The 15,983-nt window shown below is 59.0% G+C and carries 19 protein-coding genes; 12 read left to right on the top strand and 7 right to left on the bottom strand.

Translation table 11 applies throughout. The features are described 5' to 3' along the window. Positions 1-8: 8 nt before the first annotated feature. Entirely contained in the window at positions 9-779 is a 771-nt protein-coding gene (locus tag ACOKCT_RS05100; protein ID WP_420193231.1) for a DeoR/GlpR family DNA-binding transcription regulator, read from the top strand. On the opposite strand, the gene ACOKCT_RS05105 is transcribed toward ACOKCT_RS05100, so the two are convergent. Next, positions 776-1,072, bottom strand: a complete 297-nt coding sequence (locus ACOKCT_RS05105) for an SH3 domain-containing protein (RefSeq protein ID WP_114388052.1) — start codon at positions 1,070-1,072, stop codon at positions 776-778. The two genes, ACOKCT_RS05100 and ACOKCT_RS05105, sit on opposite strands and share 4 nt — an antisense overlap. A gap of 208 nt (positions 1,073-1,280) precedes the next feature. On the opposite strand from ACOKCT_RS05105, the gene ACOKCT_RS05110 reads away from it, so the two are divergent. Further along, positions 1,281-2,402 (top strand): cupin domain-containing protein, encoded by a 1,122-nt coding sequence (locus ACOKCT_RS05110; protein WP_114388051.1) that lies wholly within the window; start codon positions 1,281-1,283, stop codon positions 2,400-2,402. Between the two features lie 41 nt (positions 2,403-2,443). Here ACOKCT_RS05110 and ACOKCT_RS05115 read toward each other — a convergent pair whose 3' ends face one another. After that, positions 2,444-2,629, bottom strand: coding sequence for a DUF2767 domain-containing protein (locus ACOKCT_RS05115; protein WP_114317151.1), 186 nt, complete (start codon positions 2,627-2,629; stop codon positions 2,444-2,446). A gap of 210 nt (positions 2,630-2,839) precedes the next feature. On the opposite strand from ACOKCT_RS05115, the gene ACOKCT_RS05120 reads away from it, so the two are divergent. The 3 genes from ACOKCT_RS05120 (at position 2,840) to foxA (ending at position 6,421) form a co-directional block, all read left to right on the top strand. Next, positions 2,840-3,073 (top strand): DUF2171 domain-containing protein, encoded by a 234-nt coding sequence (locus ACOKCT_RS05120; protein WP_103178088.1) that lies wholly within the window; start codon positions 2,840-2,842, stop codon positions 3,071-3,073. 137 nt (positions 3,074-3,210) lie between these two features. Next, a complete protein-coding gene (locus tag ACOKCT_RS05125; RefSeq protein ID WP_114388050.1) occupies positions 3,211-4,191 on the top strand; it encodes a helix-turn-helix domain-containing protein in 981 nt (326 codons plus the stop codon). Positions 4,192-4,312: 121 nt separating this feature from the next. After that, positions 4,313-6,421 carry a ferrioxamine B receptor FoxA gene (gene foxA, locus ACOKCT_RS05130; RefSeq protein ID WP_420193232.1) on the top strand — a complete coding sequence of 703 codons (2,109 nt, stop codon included), beginning with the start codon at positions 4,313-4,315 and terminating at the stop codon, positions 6,419-6,421. A 102-nt stretch (positions 6,422-6,523) separates the two neighbouring features. Here the strand turns inward: foxA and ACOKCT_RS05135 are convergent, their stop codons facing one another. Continuing rightward, complete coding sequence (locus ACOKCT_RS05135) at positions 6,524-7,939, bottom strand: PLP-dependent aminotransferase family protein (protein WP_420193233.1); 1,416 nt, start codon at positions 7,937-7,939, stop codon at positions 6,524-6,526. Positions 7,940-8,115: 176 nt separating this feature from the next. Between ACOKCT_RS05135 and ACOKCT_RS05140 the strand changes: the two genes are divergently transcribed. Beyond that, positions 8,116-8,277, top strand: coding sequence for a DUF1127 domain-containing protein (locus tag ACOKCT_RS05140; RefSeq protein WP_420193234.1), 162 nt, complete (start codon positions 8,116-8,118; stop codon positions 8,275-8,277). Between the two features lie 170 nt (positions 8,278-8,447). Here the strand turns inward: ACOKCT_RS05140 and ACOKCT_RS05145 are convergent, their stop codons facing one another. Further along, a complete protein-coding gene (locus ACOKCT_RS05145; protein ID WP_420193235.1) occupies positions 8,448-9,839 on the bottom strand; it encodes a PLP-dependent aminotransferase family protein in 1,392 nt (463 codons plus the stop codon). Between the two features lie 100 nt (positions 9,840-9,939). Between ACOKCT_RS05145 and ACOKCT_RS05150 the strand changes: the two genes are divergently transcribed. Next, complete coding sequence (locus ACOKCT_RS05150) at positions 9,940-10,419, top strand: carboxymuconolactone decarboxylase family protein (RefSeq protein ID WP_103178094.1); 480 nt, start codon at positions 9,940-9,942, stop codon at positions 10,417-10,419. Here the strand turns inward: ACOKCT_RS05150 and ACOKCT_RS05155 are convergent. Beyond that, positions 10,406-11,308, bottom strand: coding sequence for a LysR family transcriptional regulator (locus tag ACOKCT_RS05155; protein WP_420193236.1), 903 nt, complete (start codon positions 11,306-11,308; stop codon positions 10,406-10,408). The two genes, ACOKCT_RS05150 and ACOKCT_RS05155, sit on opposite strands and share 14 nt — an antisense overlap. A 100-nt stretch (positions 11,309-11,408) precedes the next feature. On the opposite strand from ACOKCT_RS05155, the gene ACOKCT_RS05160 reads away from it, so the two are divergent. The 4 genes from ACOKCT_RS05160 (at position 11,409) to ACOKCT_RS05175 (ending at position 14,378) form a co-directional block, all read left to right on the top strand. After that, positions 11,409-12,824, top strand: a complete 1,416-nt coding sequence (locus ACOKCT_RS05160; protein WP_420193237.1) for an aldehyde dehydrogenase family protein — start codon at positions 11,409-11,411, stop codon at positions 12,822-12,824. Between the two features lie 172 nt (positions 12,825-12,996). Continuing rightward, on the top strand, positions 12,997-13,320 hold the full coding sequence (locus ACOKCT_RS05165; RefSeq protein ID WP_420193238.1) for an antibiotic biosynthesis monooxygenase family protein: 324 nt from the start codon (positions 12,997-12,999) through the stop codon (positions 13,318-13,320). After that, positions 13,313-13,708 carry an amino acid-binding protein gene (locus tag ACOKCT_RS05170; RefSeq protein WP_220435283.1) on the top strand — a complete coding sequence of 132 codons (396 nt, stop codon included), beginning with the start codon at positions 13,313-13,315 and terminating at the stop codon, positions 13,706-13,708. Before ACOKCT_RS05165 ends, ACOKCT_RS05170 begins: the two co-directional genes overlap by 8 nt. Beyond that, on the top strand, positions 13,683-14,378 hold the full coding sequence (locus tag ACOKCT_RS05175) for an ArsR/SmtB family transcription factor (protein WP_420193239.1): 696 nt from the start codon (positions 13,683-13,685) through the stop codon (positions 14,376-14,378). The genes ACOKCT_RS05170 and ACOKCT_RS05175 overlap by 26 nt, the downstream gene beginning before the upstream one ends. A 52-nt stretch (positions 14,379-14,430) precedes the next feature. On the opposite strand, the gene ACOKCT_RS05180 is transcribed toward ACOKCT_RS05175, so the two are convergent. Together ACOKCT_RS05180 and ACOKCT_RS05185 are read right to left on the bottom strand one after the other, a co-directional pair. Then, positions 14,431-14,931 carry a GNAT family N-acetyltransferase gene (locus tag ACOKCT_RS05180; protein WP_220436665.1) on the bottom strand — a complete coding sequence of 167 codons (501 nt, stop codon included), beginning with the start codon at positions 14,929-14,931 and terminating at the stop codon, positions 14,431-14,433. A 24-nt stretch (positions 14,932-14,955) separates the two neighbouring features. Then, complete coding sequence (locus tag ACOKCT_RS05185) at positions 14,956-15,225, bottom strand: DUF1778 domain-containing protein (RefSeq protein WP_103823103.1); 270 nt, start codon at positions 15,223-15,225, stop codon at positions 14,956-14,958. A 324-nt stretch (positions 15,226-15,549) separates the two neighbouring features. On the opposite strand from ACOKCT_RS05185, the gene ACOKCT_RS05190 reads away from it, so the two are divergent. After that, the gene (locus ACOKCT_RS05190) at positions 15,550-15,939 is read left to right on the top strand and encodes a hypothetical protein (protein ID WP_420193240.1); all 390 of its coding nucleotides are present in this window, start codon (positions 15,550-15,552) and stop codon (positions 15,937-15,939) included. Positions 15,940-15,983: the final 44 nt, after the last annotated feature.

Consider the following 15,983-nt stretch of genomic DNA (forward strand, 5'->3'; position numbering starts at 1 on the left):
GATAATTTATGCTCGATTATGCAGCTTTCCCGGAACAACGACAAGATCGGATCCGCCAGATCCTGCAAGAAAATGGCCGGGTGGTCTGCGCCGACCTGGCGATCCGCATGCAGGTGTCGGAACACACGATTCGCCGTGATTTACATGAGCTTAGCAAAGAAGGGTTCTGTAAGAAGGTCTATGGCGGCGCGGTGTTACAGCTGGCCGATGCCGGGAACTTCTACAGCCGAGAGCAGCAAAACCACGCAAAAAAAGCCACGATCGCGCAGAAAGCGGCAACGCTGATCAAGCCGGGCAGCTGCATTTTTATTGATACCGGCACCACCAACCTCGCGCTGGCGAGGGCTCTGCCGCCGGATTTGGCCGTTACCGTGGTGACTAACTCCCCGGCCATCGCCGCGGAACTACTCCGTCACCCGCTGTGCGAGGTGATCATCACCGGCGGACAGATCCAGCGCAGCTCCGGCGGGGCCGTGGGGGCGACGGCGGCCAGCCAGATCCAGGGGATGATTTTCGATCAGGCGTTTATCGGCGGCTGCGCGATGGATCCTGGCATGGGGCTGACCGGGTTCGACTTTGCCGACTGCGAGTTCAAGAAAGCGGTAATTAGCCAGAGCAGCCAGACCATCGTGGCGCTCACCACCGACAAAATCCCCGGCGTGGCGCGCTTTGTAGTGGCGAAAAGCAGTGATATCGACGTGCTGGTGGTGGAAGCGAGCCTGGATCAGGAGGCGATCGCAGCGTTTACGGCAGAGGATGTGCGGGTTATCAGCGCCTAACGCACCGCAAACACCACCGCCGTCCAGCTAACGCGCGTAGCAGGGGGAAATTCGGGACAGGGCTGGATCGGCGTGCAGGCGCCCGCCCAGATAAAGGTCTCTTCATCAATCCGGTACCAGTGCGGATTGCCCTGCACCGCATCACCCACCACCGCCGCCTGAATGCGAACCACGCTTCCTTCAGGCAGCTCACCGGCCACAGGTGCGAAAACGGACGGGTTCTCCTTACGGGTATAAACCCCCATCAGGGTCTTTACGCTGGCGGAAACCGGCAGTTCAATAAACGGGCTCATGGCAGGCCTCATGACAATATGCTCTTAGTGATTAACGATATAAGTCGCTCTGTAACTCGCGCTCACGATAAAGCGTGAAACTGTCACCCTGTGTCATGCGAATGGCTGAATGCGGCAGGTTTTCATTCCCCCTTGACCCACGACAAGGCAGCGCGGCCCCACCTCTTCCTATAATCACACCCGTTTGTCTTTTTAACTGGTGCTAACCATGGCGTATCAACTCAACCTGAACTGGCCGGAATTTTTAGAAAAATACTGGCAAAAGAAACCCGTTGTTCTCAAAAACGCACTGCCCAATTTTGTCGATCCTATCAGCCCCGATGAGCTGGCAGGGCTGGCGATGGAGCCGGAGGTGGACAGTCGCCTGGTGAGCCATAAAGAGGGCAAATGGCATGCCAGCAACGGTCCGTTTGAACACTTCGATGGCTTAGGCGAAACCGGCTGGTCGCTGCTGGCGCAGGCGGTAAACCACTGGCACGCACCTTCTGCCGAACTGGTGCGCCCGTTCCGCGTGCTGCCGGACTGGCGTCTGGACGATCTGATGATCTCCTTCTCGGTGCCGGGCGGCGGCGTGGGTCCGCATATCGATCAGTACGATGTGTTTATCATCCAGGGGATGGGCAGCCGTCGCTGGCGCGTGGGTGACAAGCTGCCGATGCGTCAGTTCTGCCCGCATCCGGCGCTGCTCCATGTCGATCCTTTTGAGCCGATCATTGATGAAGATCTGGCCCCGGGCGATATTCTCTATATTCCGCCTGGATTCCCGCACGACGGCTTCACCCACGAGACGGCGCTCAACTACTCCGTAGGCTTCCGCGGGCCAAATGGCCGGGATCTGATCAGCAGCTTTGCCGATTACGCGCTGGAAAACGATCTGGGCGGGGAGCACTACAGCGATCCGGATCTCACCTGCCGGGAGCATCCGGGCCGGGTTGAAGCCTATGAACTTGAGCGTCTGCGCAAGATGATGATCGACATGATCAGCAAGCCAGATGATTTTACACAGTGGTTTGGCAGCTTCATCTCCACGCCGCGCCATGAGCTGGATATTGCCCCGGCGGAACCGGAGTACACCCCGGAAGAGGTGCTGGACGCGCTGACGGGCGGCGAAACGCTGACTCGCCTGAGCGGGTTGCGGGTGCTGAATGTCGGCGGCAGCTTCTTTATCAACAGCGAGCGGCTGGAGGTGTCGGATGCAAATGCAGCGGATGCACTGTGTCGTTACACCGAGCTTAGCCGTGCGGAGCTGGGGGATGCCCTGCAAAATCCGGCATTTGTGATAGAGCTGACCGGACTGATTAACCAGGGTTACTGGTTCTTCGACGAATGATCCCAAAGGCGGCGCGGGGCACAGGCCCCACGCCGCCACCTTTAAGCGGCGAGGATATGACAGGCTTTCCAGTAATCAAGAAGGCGCTCGTCATCAGGTTCTCGCTCCGCTTTACTTTTCATGGCCCGTGCCAGATTCTCTCTCGACACCTCCTGGCCTTTCTGGACGATATCTAAAACCGCTTCACCAAGAGCCAGGGATATTTCGGTACGATGCGTTTCTACCATATATGCCTCCGTGTTGAGTGCGTGAAGATAATTATGCGACATAATCACGTGCCTGGAATATTTCTCAGTTGATTCTTATATATTTCGTGCGAACCTTAAACGCGGCGGGAAATAATGTTTCGAAATGCTAATGAGGCGGTAGAAACGTTATTTTTGGACTACAGTTAGTTTCGTGTCACACCCGTAGAAACCAAATGAGGAGAATTAATTATGGTAAACCAGAGTGAAATCAAGGACCATGCTCAGGTAATGGCAAGCTGCGGTACCCACGTTGGCACCGTTGACCATCTTGACGGCAACCGCATTAAGCTGGCAAAAAATGACTCCGAGTCCGGCGGTAAACACCATTATATTCCGCTTGAATGGGTCGATAAAATCGACGGGAATAATGTGGTTCTGACCAAAGACCATAAAGAAGTGTTTGCCGGCTGGCAAGAAGCGTAATAATCGTCAGCACCAGGCGGATATATTTGAGCTCCGGCATCTTGTCGGAGCTTTATATTTATTAAATTTGCCTGCATTGCCGCCGCGTTAAAGGAGTGATACTGTTTTATTTTTAATATGCTTTTCCAGGCGCAGGTATGTCCGACACAATGCTCCCTCACCCGGCCCCCACAGCGAAAAAAACCTTTTCCGTTGCTGACTTTAAGGTCTTTGGCGAGCGCTACGGCATTGACTACCGTTTTCCGCTGCTCACTGATACATGCGCCAGCAGCAGCCCGGTTCTGCACGGCGATGTCGAAGAGATGATCCTGCCGTCCGGCATCTCATTAACCCACTCCGATGTCCGCGTTCTGCAACCCTATGAAACCACCTCCCGCCACAGCAGCCCGCTCTATGTGCTGGTGGTGCTGGAAGGGTGCGTGACCCTGACCCTCAGCGGCAAGGTTTACTCGGTGCGTCCGGGTATGGCTTTCAGCGCCAGGCTCAGCGAACAGCAGGCGATGTCTGCCCGTCATGATGCAGATATCGCCCTGAAAACCCTCTCTTTTGGTGTTTACCCCGACGATGCCCGCCGGGAAAACCTGCTCGCCTCTCTGCTGGCGCAGTGGGAGAGGCTGAATGCCCCCACCTTTGTCTGGCAGGTGCCGGATTTTGTGCTGGCCGGGATCCAGCATGCCCGCCAGCGCGAGCGCAGCAGCCTGTCGCGCCAGCTGCTGCTGGAAGGGGTGATGTACCAGCTCCTCGGCCATGGCCTGCACCTGCGGGAGCAGCAGGGCACGGCGCTTGCTGGCGCATCAAGCGGTGAACAGGCCCGGCTGGAGCAGATCCGCCATCTGCTGGAACAGGCTCCGGAGCAGGAGTACACCCTCGCCCAGCTGGCCGCTCAGGCAGCGATGAGCCCCAGTAGCCTGCGCAGCAAGTTCCGTCAGGCCTATGGCTGCACGGTATTCGACTACCTGCGCGACTGCCGCCTGGCGCTGGCGCGCCGCTATCTGCTGGAAGGCCACAGCGTACAGCAGGCGGCGTGGATGTCGGGCTACCAGCACGCCACCAACTTTGCCACCGCCTTTCGCCGTCGCTACGGTATCTGCCCCGGCGCGGTCCGTAACGGCTGCTAATCCCTTTTTTCCTCCATCGCCAACGCCATTCGTGCGGTTTGGCATTGCGCATACGTACTCTGGCAGCGCGCATAGCTATCTTCTAAATGAAAAAGGTAATAATTCTCATTAATAATTAGAAATGGCTCTGGAGATTTTCATGTTCGCTAAATCGCGGCTGGCACTGCTGGTGGGATGGATTACCGGGAGCGTCGCGCTCCCCCTGATGGCGCAGGAGACGCCAAAAACCGAAACGGTTGTTGTCACCTCGCAGATGCAGAGCGGCGCCACCAAGCTGGCGACGCCGGATATCGAGACCCCGCAGGCGGTGTCGATTGTTACCCATGAGCAGTTTGAGGAGCAGGGCGCCACCAGCGTCCGCCAGGCGGTGAGCTACACCCCGGGTGTCTACAGCAACCAGATCGGCGCCTCGAACCGCTTCGACTACATCGTGCTGCGCGGCTTCTCCGATGGCAGCCTGGATAACGTCTATCTCGACGGCCTGAAGATGATGGGCGACACCAACTCCCACAGCTCGCTGGTGGTTGACCCCTGGTTCCTGGAAAATATCGAAGTGGTGCGCGGCCCGGCCTCGGTGCTGTATGGCCGCTCGTCGCCGGGCGGGATCGTGGCGCTCACCTCGCGCAAACCGTCGTTCGATCCGGGCGGCGAGATCAAGCTGTTCGCCGGGAACAACGATCAGCGCGGGGCGATGTTTGACGTCACCGGCGCGCTGGACGATAACGACCGCGTGGCGGCCCGTCTGAGCGGCATGACCCGCTATGCCGATTCCCAGTTCGATCCGCTGAAAGAGGAGCGTTACGCCCTGATGCCGAGCCTGACCTGGCGCATCACCGATAACACCCGCCTGGATCTGATGGCCTACCTGCACCGCGATCCCGAAGGCGGGAGCCACTCCGGCCTGCCGTACGACGGCACCGTGGTGCCGCACAACGGAAAGATGATCTCTAACACCTTCTTCGAAGGCGAGGACGATTATGACAAGTACGATCGCCGCGAGGATATGGTCGGCTATAACATCGAGCACATGTTCGACAGCGGCTGGTCGGTGCGCCAGAAGCTGCGCTATCTGCACACCAAAGTGGAGCTGAACCAGGTCTATGCCGCGGGTTGGCTGAACGACACCGAACTCAACCGCGGTTACTCTGGCTCGGACGAGAAGATGAACGCCATCACCCTGGACAACCAGATCGACGGCAGCTTCGATACCTGGGCGGTTAACCACCGGGTGCTGATTGGCCTCGATTACCAGGATCGCAGCAACCACACCACCGGCTACTACGGCAGCTTCCCGCCGATCAACGCCTTCCACCCGGTCTACGGTGCCGGGCCGGACAGCATCACGATGTACAGCAAGGAGAAGCACAAGCTGCGCCAGACCGGCTACTACCTGCAGGATCAGCTCTCGCTGGACCGCTGGCGCCTGACCCTGGGCGGGCGCTATGACCAGGTGAGCGTCTCCAATGTCGACAAGCTCAACGATACCCGCAGCGATCTGGACAAGAATAACTTCAGCAGCCGCGCGGCGCTGCTCTACCTGTTCGATAACGGCATCGCGCCGTATATCAGCTACTCCACCGCTTTTACCCCGACCAGCTTTGCCGATGAGAACGGCGATCTGCTGGACCCGATGAAAGGCAAGCAGTGGGAAGCGGGGGTGAAGTTTGAGCCGGAGGGGATGAACAGCCAGTTCAGCGCCTCGGTGTTCCGCATCAACCAGAAAAACATCGCCACCAAAGAGGAGCCGACCGATCCATACCGCTCCATCGGCGAAATTGAATCGGAAGGGGTGGAGCTGGAAGCGGTAGGGCAGTTGACCGACAGCCTGCGCCTGCAGGCGGCCTACACCTATACCGACATTCGCTACAAGAAGAGCAGCCCGGAGGAAGAGGGCAAGCGTGCGGTCTATGCCCCACGCAACATGGCCAGCGGCTGGCTCAGCTATGACGTCAAAACCGGGCCGCTCGATGGCCTGACGATGGGCTCCGGTGTGCGTTACGTCAACGGCGTGACCAGCGATCGCATGAATACCCATACGCTGCCGTCGTACACGCTGGTGGATCTGGCGGTGGGCTATGACCTGTCGAAGGTGGGATTGACCGGGGTAAGCGCCCAGTTGAACGTCAACAACCTGACGGACGAAAGCTACGTGGCGGCCTGTAACTCGCTCTCCTACTGCTACTTTGGTGCCGAGCGCAGCATCGTCGGCAGCGTGTCGTGGACCTTCTGATGTGAAAATGCCCGGTGGCGCTGCGCTGACCGGGCCTACAAAAGAGTCGAACCGTAGGCCGGGTCAGGCGCAGCCGCCACCCGGCGAACAGACCGCACCGCGTTACTCCGCCATCGCAATATTCACCGCTTCCCCCATCTGCTCTACCGCCGCACGGTGCTTCTCGTTTGGCGGCAGGGCGCAGTTGATCCGCAAACAGTTCCGGTACTTGCCGGAGGCCGAGAAGAGCGATCCGGCGGCGATCTGGATGTTAAACCGCGTCAGCTCCCGCGACACGCAGACCATATCTACATGTTCCGGCAGCTCCACCCACAGCATGTAGCCGCCCATCGGGCGGGTCACACAGATGCCGCAGGGGAAGAACTGCCTGACCCAGCAGGTGTAGGTCTCGATATTCTGCTGGTAGATCTGGCGCATCCGCCGCACGTGGCGGTGGTAATACCCTTCCCGGATAAAGGTAGCCAGTGCCAGCTGGCTGGCGGGCACGTTGGTGCCGCTGGCGGCATACTTCATGTGCATAATCCGGTCGTGATAGCGGCCCGGGGCAATCCACCCCACCCGCAAACCGGGGGCGACAGTTTTGGTAAAGGAGTTGCACAGCAGCACCCGGCCATCGATGTCCAGCGAGTGAATGGTGGAGGGGCGGGGATATTCGAACGCCAGCTCGCCATAAATATCGTCTTCAAAAATGACGATATCGTGCCGCTGAGCCAGCGCCAGCAGCTGACGTTTGCGGGACTCGGGCATGATAAACCCCAGCGGGTTATTGCAGTTGGGCACCACAATCACCCCTTTGATCGGCCACTGCTCCAGCGCCAGCTCCAGGGCTTCGACGCTGATCCCCGTCACCGGATCGGTGGGGATCTCGATCGCCTTGATCCCCAGACCGCGCAGCATCTGCATGGTGCCGTAGAAAGAGGGGGATTCCAGCGCCACGATATCGCCGGGCTTACAGATGGTCAGCAGCGCCAGAGAGAGGGCGCTGTGGCAGCCGCTGGTGACGATCAGATCGTCGGCGGTGACCATCGATCCGGCGTCCAGCATCAGGCGGGCGATCTGCTCGCGCAGTTCACGTCGCCCGGCGAGTTCGTCATAGCTGAGCACCTCTTTAACGCTGTGCTGCACCACCCGGCTCAGCTCTTTCCACAGGGGCTTGAGGCTTGGCTGGGTCAGGTCGGGCTGACCGCCGCCAAACGCCGTGATGTCGGTTTTGTTGCGCCCTTCCATCAGGGTCAGCACCTCATCCCACTGGGTTACCTCCACCGGACGCTGAACCGGGCGCGACATTGCCGGCACCGGCGGCTGCGCCTTTCGCGGCGCGACAAAATAGCCCGAGCGCGGCTGGGGGGCGATCAGCTGTAAGTTTTCGAGGATCTGATAGGCCTGCTGTATGGTGCTGATGCTGACGCCGTGCTCCTGGCTCAGGGCACGCACCGAGGGTAAACGCTCCCCGCTGCGATAGAGCCCTTGTTCAATGCGTTCCGCCAGAAGATTGGCCAGATGTTGGTAGCGCGTCATGCTGTATCCCTTATTCTCACCATACAGAAAAGTAAACCGGTACAGATGGCGGTAAAAACTGCCATGCAGTTCCTGTTTTAGACGATCTGTATGTTAAAAAAAAGTAATTTTTGAATCTGTATTGGAAGGTGTGGGATCCGTGATGATAACCCCTCAGACACCCCGAGGAGAGCATCATGGAATTCCACGAAAATCGAGCCAAACGACCCTTTGCGATCTTTATCTGGATGGGAAAAGTCCTTGTCCGCTGGTATCGCATCAACCGCACACGCCGCATTCTGCAAGGCATGAGCGATGAGCAGTTAAAGGATGTGGGGCTGTCGCGCTTTGATATGTAAGAGAGGGGGGTGAAAGTATCCGGCCGCACCCGCGTTAACATCGCCCGGTGGCGCTGCGCTTACCGGGCCTACGGGGTTGTGCGGTCTGCTGCCCGGTGGCGCTGCGCTTACCGGGCCTACAAGGGCACGAACCGTAGGCCGGGTAAGGCGTAGCCGCCACCCGGCGCTTGTCAGCGCAACAGTGCCAGCGTCTGCTGTTTCGGTTTTTCCAGCAGAGCCACCGCCTCCTGGTACGACCGCACGTTGTTATACCCCATCACCAGCCCGTAGCGCTTGCCCGAGCCGCTGTACCACGCCGACAGGGCGTTGACCTGTAACTGCTGCTGTTGCCAGCAGTGGGCGATCTCCAGATCACAGCTGCCTTTGGTTAAGAACGCCACGATATGCATCCCGCCGTCGTTCTGCTCGGTGAAAAACCGGTCGCCGTAGACCGCGTGCAGGGCGGCAATCATCCAGTCGCGTCGCTGTTGATAGAGCGCGCGCATCTTTTTCAGATGGCGGAAGAAGTGGCCGTCGTTGATAAAGGCGGTGAGGATCTTTTGCGTCAGCACCGGCTGGCCGCTGGCGAGCAGATCGGCGCAGTCGTTAAAAGCTGTTACCGTGCTGGCGGGCATCACCACATAGCCGAGGCGCAGGGACGGCATCACGGTTTTGCTGAAGGTGCCCATGTAGATCACCCGATCCTGGCGATCGAGGCTTTTCAGCGACGGCAGCACCTTGCGGGTGTAGTGAAACTCGCCGTCATAGTCATCCTCAATGATCCACGCCTCGTTGCGGGTGGCCCAGTCGAGCAGTTGCTGACGGCGCGGCAGCGAGAGGGTAACCGCCAGCGGGCTCTGGTGCGATGGGGTGACGATGGCAAACCGGGCGTCGGCGTGGTGGTGCAGCAGGTAGTCTGTGTCCATCCCCGCACGATCTACCGGCACCGTATAGAGCCGGGGCACGATGCGCCGCAGCAGCTGCTGGCCCATAAAATAGCCCGGATCTTCAAACACCACCTTGTCGTTGCGGCTGGCGAGGGTATCGAGGATCAGGCGCAGGCTACCGCTGTAGCCGCTGGTGATCAGCACCTGATCCGGCGTGCAGGTCAGCCCGCGGGAGATGTTCAGGTAGCGGGCAATCGCCTGGCGCAGGGGAGCCCAGCCCATCACCGGCGGGTTGAGCATCTCCTCCTGACGCATGGCGCGCACCGCCTGGCCCGCCAGCAGCAGCCATTTTTTGTAGGGGAAGCTGTCCAGCGCCGGAATGCCGGGGCGTAAAAAACCGGCCCGTTCGCGCTGGCTGACCAGGGACTCCGGTAACGTGCCGGTGACGGGATCGTCGGGCGGCGGTGGCGCGGCGGGGAGGTTTAAGTCCGGGTTCACCCGGGTACCGCGCGCCCCCTGGCTCACCAGATACCCCTCGCCGATGAGAATGGCGTAGGCGGTTTCCACCGTTTTGCGCGCGACCTTCAGCTCCTCCGCCAGCACGCGAATGGCGGGCACCTTGTCGCCGGGCTTCAGTACGCCACGGGTGATGTTATCCCGGTAGCGGGTATAGATCTGGTGATAGCCCGGTTTCATGTCCTACCTCGTTTCGCAGTTTTTGTATCTTTTTACTATGTCATGAACGGCGTAAATTTGCCCCATCGCATGACCTGTACCGCACAAAAGAGGAAAGACCATGAGCACTCGCGTTAACCACCATAAAGCCACACCTGCCCTCGCTAAAGCGCTCTCCGACCTGAGCATGGCGGTGAGCCAGACCTCCATCGACCCGGCGCTGAAGCACCTGATCGACATTCGTGTCTCCCAGCTCAACGGCTGTACCTTCTGTCTGGATATGCACGCGAAAGAGGCGAAAATTGCGGGCGAGCGCGAGCTGCGCCTCTACCATCTGGCCGCATGGCGTGAATCCCCGCTGTTCAGCGCCCGGGAAAAAGCGGCGCTGGCCTTCGCCGAAGCGCTGACGCAGATCGGCCCGCACGGGATCAGTGACGTTCTCTATCGCAGCGTGGCGGAACACTACTCGGAAAAGGAGATTTCAGAGCTGAACTTTGCCATTGTGGCGATCAACGCCTGGAACCGCTTAGGCATCACCTCCCGTATGGAGCCGGGCTCCCTCGACGGTGCCTACGGTCTTAACAAGGCTAACCTCGAGTAAGGCCCCGCTCGCGGATCATCGCCACCAGCGCCTGCAACCCAGGCGGGACGTGACGATGGCCAGGGTAATAGAGACGCAGTCCGGCAAAGGGCTGCGTCCACTCCTCCAGCACGCTCACCAGCTCCCCGCTTTGCAGCTCCTGTTGAATATAGAGTTCCGGTAAAAATCCCACCCCCAGCCCGGCTTTTACCGCCCGGATCGAAGCAAATAGATTCGAGGTGGCAAAACGCGGCACCACCGCCAGGGCAATCTGCTCTCCGCGCCGCTCCAGCTCCCAGCGGTAGATCCCGCCGTGCGCCATCCGCATGCCGATCCCCTGATGTTGCAGCAGATCGTCCGGCGTACGCGGAATGCCGTGACGGGCAAAATAGTCTGGCGTGGCGGTGATGAGCTGGCGGATATCGGGGGTAAGCGGCACGGCGATCATATCCTGCGGGACCGATTCCGCGAGGCGGATCCCGGCGTCGTACCCTTCCGCCACGATATCGATCATCCGCGCTTCGCTTACCGCTTCGACGCGCATTTTCGGGTAGCGGATCATGTAGTCGATCAGCAGCGCGTCCAGGAACAGGGCGCCGACGTTGTTCGGCACGTTCAGGCGCAGGATGCCAGCGGGCTCGTCGGCATCGCTGTGGATCTCCAGGCTGGCCTGGCGGATCTCCTGCAAAGCCGGCCCCACGCGCGCGACAAAGCGTTGCCCCGCCTCGGTGAGGGCCACACTGCGGGTGGTGCGATTGAACAGGCGCGTTTGCAGGCGGCTTTCGAGCCCGGCAATGGCATTACTCGCGGCGGTGGCCGACATCCCCAGCTCCTGGGCGGCGGCGCGAAAGCTGCCGCGACGCACTACGGCCATGACCACTTCCAGCTCTGTCAGTCCTGAACGGTGCATAGATTATCCTGAAAATCGAAACAACCTTTGCAGCATAGCGTGGATTATCGTAACGGAGAAGGCGTGTCAGACTCGCTGCATCCAGTCTGAGGAGGTCGCTATGCATCACATCGAACAGGTTTATATCAACGGTGAGTTTGTCACCCCACACGGCACGGAGCGCTTCGATTTGTATAACCCGGCGACGGCACGCGTCATCGGTCAGGTGCGTCTGGCCGACGCGGTGGATGGCGAACGTGCCATTGCCGCGGCCAGAGCTGCGTTTCCGGCGTGGTCGAAAACCACAAAGCAGGTGCGCATTGCCGCCCTGCAACGGATGCACGCGGCGGTGGCCGCCCGCCACGACGATCTTCTGGCGGCGGTGGTTGAGGAGTATGGTGCCCCCGCGTCGCGCTCGGCCTGGATGGCGAGCTATCCGGCAGAGGTGATTGCCCAGGCCATTGCGGCGCTGGAGGCGTTCGAATTTACGACCGTCGCGGGTGCGGCCACAGTAGAGATGACCCCGCTTGGCGTGGCCGGGCTTATCACCCCGTGGAACAGCGATGCGGGCTTTATCTGCGGCAAACTGGCGGCGGCGCTGGCTGCAGGCTGCACCGCGGTGATCAAGCCCAGCGAGATGAGCGCCCTGCAAACGCAGATTGTGACCGAGGCGCTGCATGCCGCAGATCTGCCGCCGGGGGTGTTTAACATCGTGACCGGACGCGGCGATACGGTGGGGGAGACGATTAGCCGTCACCCGCATGTGGCAAAAATCTCCTTTACCGGGTCGACCCGGACCGGCAAAGCGATCCTGCGCAACGCGGCGGAGAACTTTACCCGCGTTACCCTTGAGCTGGGCGGTAAATCCCCGACGCTCATTCTTGAGGATGCCGATATCAGACAGGCGGTTCCGCTGGCGATCCAAGCCGGGTTGATGAACAGCGGGCAGGCGTGCGTGGCCGGTACGCGCATCCTGGTGCCGCAGTCGCGGAAAGCGGAATTCGAGCAGGCGCTGGCCCAGGCCATCGCGGTGGTGAAGTCGGGCGATCCGCGCGATGCGAAGACCGTGGTCGGCCCGATGGTGAGCGAGAGACAGTGGCAGCGGGTGCAGGGGTATATTCAGAAAGGGCTGGCAGAGGGGGCGCGTATGCTGGCGGGCGGGGTAGGGCGGCCGGAGGGTACCCGGGACGGCTGGTTTGTCCGGCCAACGCTGTTCACCGATGTGCATAACCAGATGGCTATCGCCCGGGAAGAGATTTTTGGTCCGGTGCTGTGCGTGATCGCCTACCGCGATGAGGCGGAGGCCATCGCCATTGCCAATGACACCGACTATGGCCTGAGCGCGCTGGTGCTCGGTGGCGACAGCGGGCGTGCCCGGCGCGTGGCGCAGCAGATCCAGGCGGGTCGCGTGCTGGTCAATACCCTCACACACGAGCCCAAAGCGCCGTTTGGCGGATTTAAGCACTCCGGCGTGGGGCGCGAGATGGGGGCCTGGAACATCAGCGCGTTTATGGAGCCGAAGTCGATCCTTGGCTAAAAAACGCCCGGCGGCGCAAGCTTGCCGGGCCTACGGTTCGTACCTGGGTAGGCCGGGTAAGCGCAGCGCCACCCGGCAGCCCCGGCGCACAAAAGCGACATTTCGCTCATCACCGAAGCATCACGTTTCTCTTTCCTTCATGCTCTCTTTAACCTCACAACGGAGAGAGATCATGATCGCAGTCCTGTTTGAAGCCAAAGCCGCGCCCGCGCATCAGGCGCGTTATCTGCAGCTGGCCGCGGAGCTGAAGCCGCTGCTGGCGGATATCGACGGTTTTATCGATATCGAACGTTTCCAGAGCCTGTCCACCGAGGGCAAAATTCTCTCCCTCTCCTGGTGGCGGGATGAAGAGGCGATTCGCCACTGGAAGCAAAACGTGTTTCACCAGGCCGCGCAGGCCGAAGGGCAGGCGTCCATTTTTTCCTGTTACCGTATTCGCGTGGCGCAGGTGGTGCGGGATTACAGCTCAGAAACCAGAGGGCACGCCGATGTATGACATCCATGTGATATTCAACGACACACCCGGCGAGCTGGCACGTTTTGGTCAACTGCTGGGGCGCAACGGCGTAGGGCTGGAGGGCGGCGGCGTGTTTGGCGTAGAGGCGCATTTCCTGGTGGAGGAGGGCGAAAAGGCCCAGCGCGTGCTCCTTGCCGCGGGTTTTAATGTGAAAGCGGTGCGAAAACCGCTGATCCGTAAGCTGAAACAGGCGCGCCCCGGCGAGTTGGGTGAGATTGCCGCGGCGCTGGCGTCGCAGGGGGTGACTATCCTGACGCAGTACAGCGATCACGCGAATCACCTTATTCTGCTGACGGATAATGATAAGCTGGCCGCAGAGATCACCGCGCCATGGGCTGCCAATGCTAAAGACGAGTTTACCTCCTGATAACAGCGCTGCACTGGAGCTGGCCGTTGCGGCTGTCGCAGCGGCGATGGCCGACCCGTCGCGTATCAAAATGCTCTGTGCCCTGATGGACGGGCGGGCGTGGACCGCCACGGAGCTTAGCGCGGCGGCGGATGTGGCCCCTTCAACCGCCAGCGGTCATCTCGCCCGGCTGGTGGACGGCAGGCTGATTACCTGCCTTTCTCAGGGGCGGCATCGCTACTATCGTCTGGCGGGGCACGACGTCGCTGAGCTGGTGGAGCAGATGATGGGGCTATCGTGGAGCCGTATCACGCCACCGGAAACCACCGCGCCTGCGTCGATGCGTTATGCCCGCACCTGCTACGACCATCTGGCGGGCATGGTCGCCGTGCAAATCTATGATTTTATGCAGGCCGAGGGCTGGCTGATGGCGGACGGTTCTGCCCTTACCGGGAAAGGCCGCGAGGCGTTCCTGGCCCTGGGTATCGCGCTTAAGGCTAACACCCGGCGCAAAGCCTGTAGCGCCTGCCTGGACTGGAGCGAGCGCCGCTTCCATCTGGGCGGTGAGGCAGGTGCAGCGCTGCTGGTTCATCTGGAAGCCAAAGGCTGGATCCAGCGGGTGGAAGGGTTTCGTGAAGTGACGGTGACGGCGTCAGGCCAGCGGGCCATTAACCGGTATTTCCGCCGTTGAGGTGTGTATCCCGTACGCCGGGATCGCTACGCGCCACCCGACGATTCGCAACCTACTCAACAAACAGCTTCTCGATTGATTTTGTAGGATAAAAAAGAGAGTTGGCATTGCTGCCGGTTAGCGAGATAAAGCCGAGCTTGAGATAAAACGCTTTCGCTTTATCGTTGAGTGCATCCACAAACATGCCGTGAATGCCAACGGCCTGTGAGGCCAGGTAGACCACTTTCATGGCATGGGTCACCAGCGTCATCCCCCAGCCCTGTCCCTGGAAATCCTGATGTATGGCGAGACGTCCTAACGTGACGCTGGGCACATTGACGTACGGCACTTTGCGCTGCTGCGTTTTTGAGGGCAGTGTCTCTTTCTCAAAGCAACTGCCGGACAACGTATAGTAACCCAGCACTTTTGGCTCAGGGTCATCGGTGACAAGAAGATAGGCGCGTAGCAGGCGCCCGCTGTGTTGGCGTGCAAGGTGATCGAACAGAAAGCGGTTCAGGGTGCTATCCCCGCAATTGAAGTCTGTTAAATCATAGCGAGCCTCATGCGAAAACATCCTTATCGTCAGTTTAGTCACGCCTTACTCCATGTTTTGTAAGCGTTTCGCTGCGCGTTTCAGCTGGTCGTTCGGCTCTGGCGGATTGTCGAGCGCATCCATCACCCGGTTCCACGAATTTTCATTGAGGATGAGACGACGATGCTGCTCAATGACCTCTGCAGCACGTTCAGAGGCACTGTTAACCATAAACTGGGTAATTGTCTGGTTAGTCATCGCCGCAGCCTCTTCGATCAGATCCTTGTCTTCTTCCGTTAACCTGAGGTCGATGCGCTGTTTTTTCAGTGCTGACATTTTTACTCCAGAAGTGATCTTTAACGTACGGAATTTTTCCGTACATGGACTATAAATCGGAAAGGCGGGATTTTCAATCAACGTGTGTGCTTTCCCGGCGTATACTTCGGCGCCCTTACGAATAGATATTATTTGTGCTGTGAATCCATTTAGCTGAATTCATATTTATTCATTATATTGTTTATTAGAATTGTCTTATATCAATAATTAATATTATTACGATTGCCAAACCTCACGCTTTATGAAAAGTTGATACTTATAATTGCAGCTTGGATATTAAGTTGCTCGCATAATGGAATATATTAACAGGGACGTGTATAAATTATGTCAACATTAAAAAGCTATGCTGAAAGCGTGTTATTTCAAAGCGTTATTTCTCTCGCGGGTGGGGAGTGTGCGCCGGATAGTCTGGCCGCCCTTTCCGAGAATTATATTTCCCGGCTCAGCAGCCACGATCTGCCGGTTACGCTACGTAACACCCTGAAAGAGATAAAATCTCTGGTCTCATTATTGAGCGATAAAAATAAAGCCACGTTATTTAAACATGAAGTGTGGATGAATAAAAACCACGAACTGGTGACGCTGATCGCGGAGCTTTATACCGAAGTCGTGGCATGGAATGCCGTTGAACAATACCTTTCAGCATCCGAGTTTCTCTTATTTTCCCAGGAGCACAAGCCCTTTCAGAACACGTTGCATAAGGTGATTAACTAGCCTGAACGTTTCGCAATTCCTGCTCTTAAAATCCTCGTTTCTTG

The organism is Leclercia sp. M-A074-M, assembly GCF_965195605.1.
Lineage (GTDB): Bacteria > Pseudomonadota > Gammaproteobacteria > Enterobacterales > Enterobacteriaceae > Enterobacter.

What these genes read in the sequence shown, in the direction of transcription:
- ACOKCT_RS05120 (WP_103178088.1), top strand. Translation starts at nt 2,840, where the DNA reads ATGGTAAACCAGAGTGAAATCAAGGACCATGCTCAGGTAATGGCAAGC.
- ACOKCT_RS05190 (WP_420193240.1), top strand. Translation starts at nt 15,550, where the DNA reads ATGTCAACATTAAAAAGCTATGCTGAAAGCGTGTTATTTCAAAGCGTT.
- ACOKCT_RS05125 (WP_114388050.1), top strand. Translation starts at nt 3,211, where the DNA reads ATGTCCGACACAATGCTCCCTCACCCGGCCCCCACAGCGAAAAAAACC.
- ACOKCT_RS05145 (WP_420193235.1), bottom strand. Translation starts at nt 9,839, where the DNA reads ATGAAACCGGGCTATCACCAGATCTATACCCGCTACCGGGATAACATC.
- ACOKCT_RS05115 (WP_114317151.1), bottom strand. Translation starts at nt 2,629, where the DNA reads ATGGTAGAAACGCATCGTACCGAAATATCCCTGGCTCTTGGTGAAGCG.
- ACOKCT_RS05185 (WP_103823103.1), bottom strand. Translation starts at nt 15,225, where the DNA reads ATGTCAGCACTGAAAAAACAGCGCATCGACCTCAGGTTAACGGAAGAA.
- ACOKCT_RS05165 (WP_420193238.1), top strand. Translation starts at nt 12,997, where the DNA reads ATGATCGCAGTCCTGTTTGAAGCCAAAGCCGCGCCCGCGCATCAGGCG.
- ACOKCT_RS05140 (WP_420193234.1), top strand. Translation starts at nt 8,116, where the DNA reads ATGGAATTCCACGAAAATCGAGCCAAACGACCCTTTGCGATCTTTATC.
- ACOKCT_RS05135 (WP_420193233.1), bottom strand. Translation starts at nt 7,939, where the DNA reads ATGACGCGCTACCAACATCTGGCCAATCTTCTGGCGGAACGCATTGAA.
- ACOKCT_RS05170 (WP_220435283.1), top strand. Translation starts at nt 13,313, where the DNA reads ATGTATGACATCCATGTGATATTCAACGACACACCCGGCGAGCTGGCA.
- ACOKCT_RS05110 (WP_114388051.1), top strand. Translation starts at nt 1,281, where the DNA reads ATGGCGTATCAACTCAACCTGAACTGGCCGGAATTTTTAGAAAAATAC.
- ACOKCT_RS05175 (WP_420193239.1), top strand. Translation starts at nt 13,683, where the DNA reads ATGCTAAAGACGAGTTTACCTCCTGATAACAGCGCTGCACTGGAGCTG.
- ACOKCT_RS05100 (WP_420193231.1), top strand. Translation starts at nt 9, where the DNA reads ATGCTCGATTATGCAGCTTTCCCGGAACAACGACAAGATCGGATCCGC.
- ACOKCT_RS05160 (WP_420193237.1), top strand. Translation starts at nt 11,409, where the DNA reads ATGCATCACATCGAACAGGTTTATATCAACGGTGAGTTTGTCACCCCA.
- ACOKCT_RS05155 (WP_420193236.1), bottom strand. Translation starts at nt 11,308, where the DNA reads ATGCACCGTTCAGGACTGACAGAGCTGGAAGTGGTCATGGCCGTAGTG.
- foxA (WP_420193232.1), top strand. Translation starts at nt 4,313, where the DNA reads ATGGCTCTGGAGATTTTCATGTTCGCTAAATCGCGGCTGGCACTGCTG.
- ACOKCT_RS05180 (WP_220436665.1), bottom strand. Translation starts at nt 14,931, where the DNA reads ATGTTTTCGCATGAGGCTCGCTATGATTTAACAGACTTCAATTGCGGG.
- ACOKCT_RS05150 (WP_103178094.1), top strand. Translation starts at nt 9,940, where the DNA reads ATGAGCACTCGCGTTAACCACCATAAAGCCACACCTGCCCTCGCTAAA.
- ACOKCT_RS05105 (WP_114388052.1), bottom strand. Translation starts at nt 1,072, where the DNA reads ATGAGCCCGTTTATTGAACTGCCGGTTTCCGCCAGCGTAAAGACCCTG.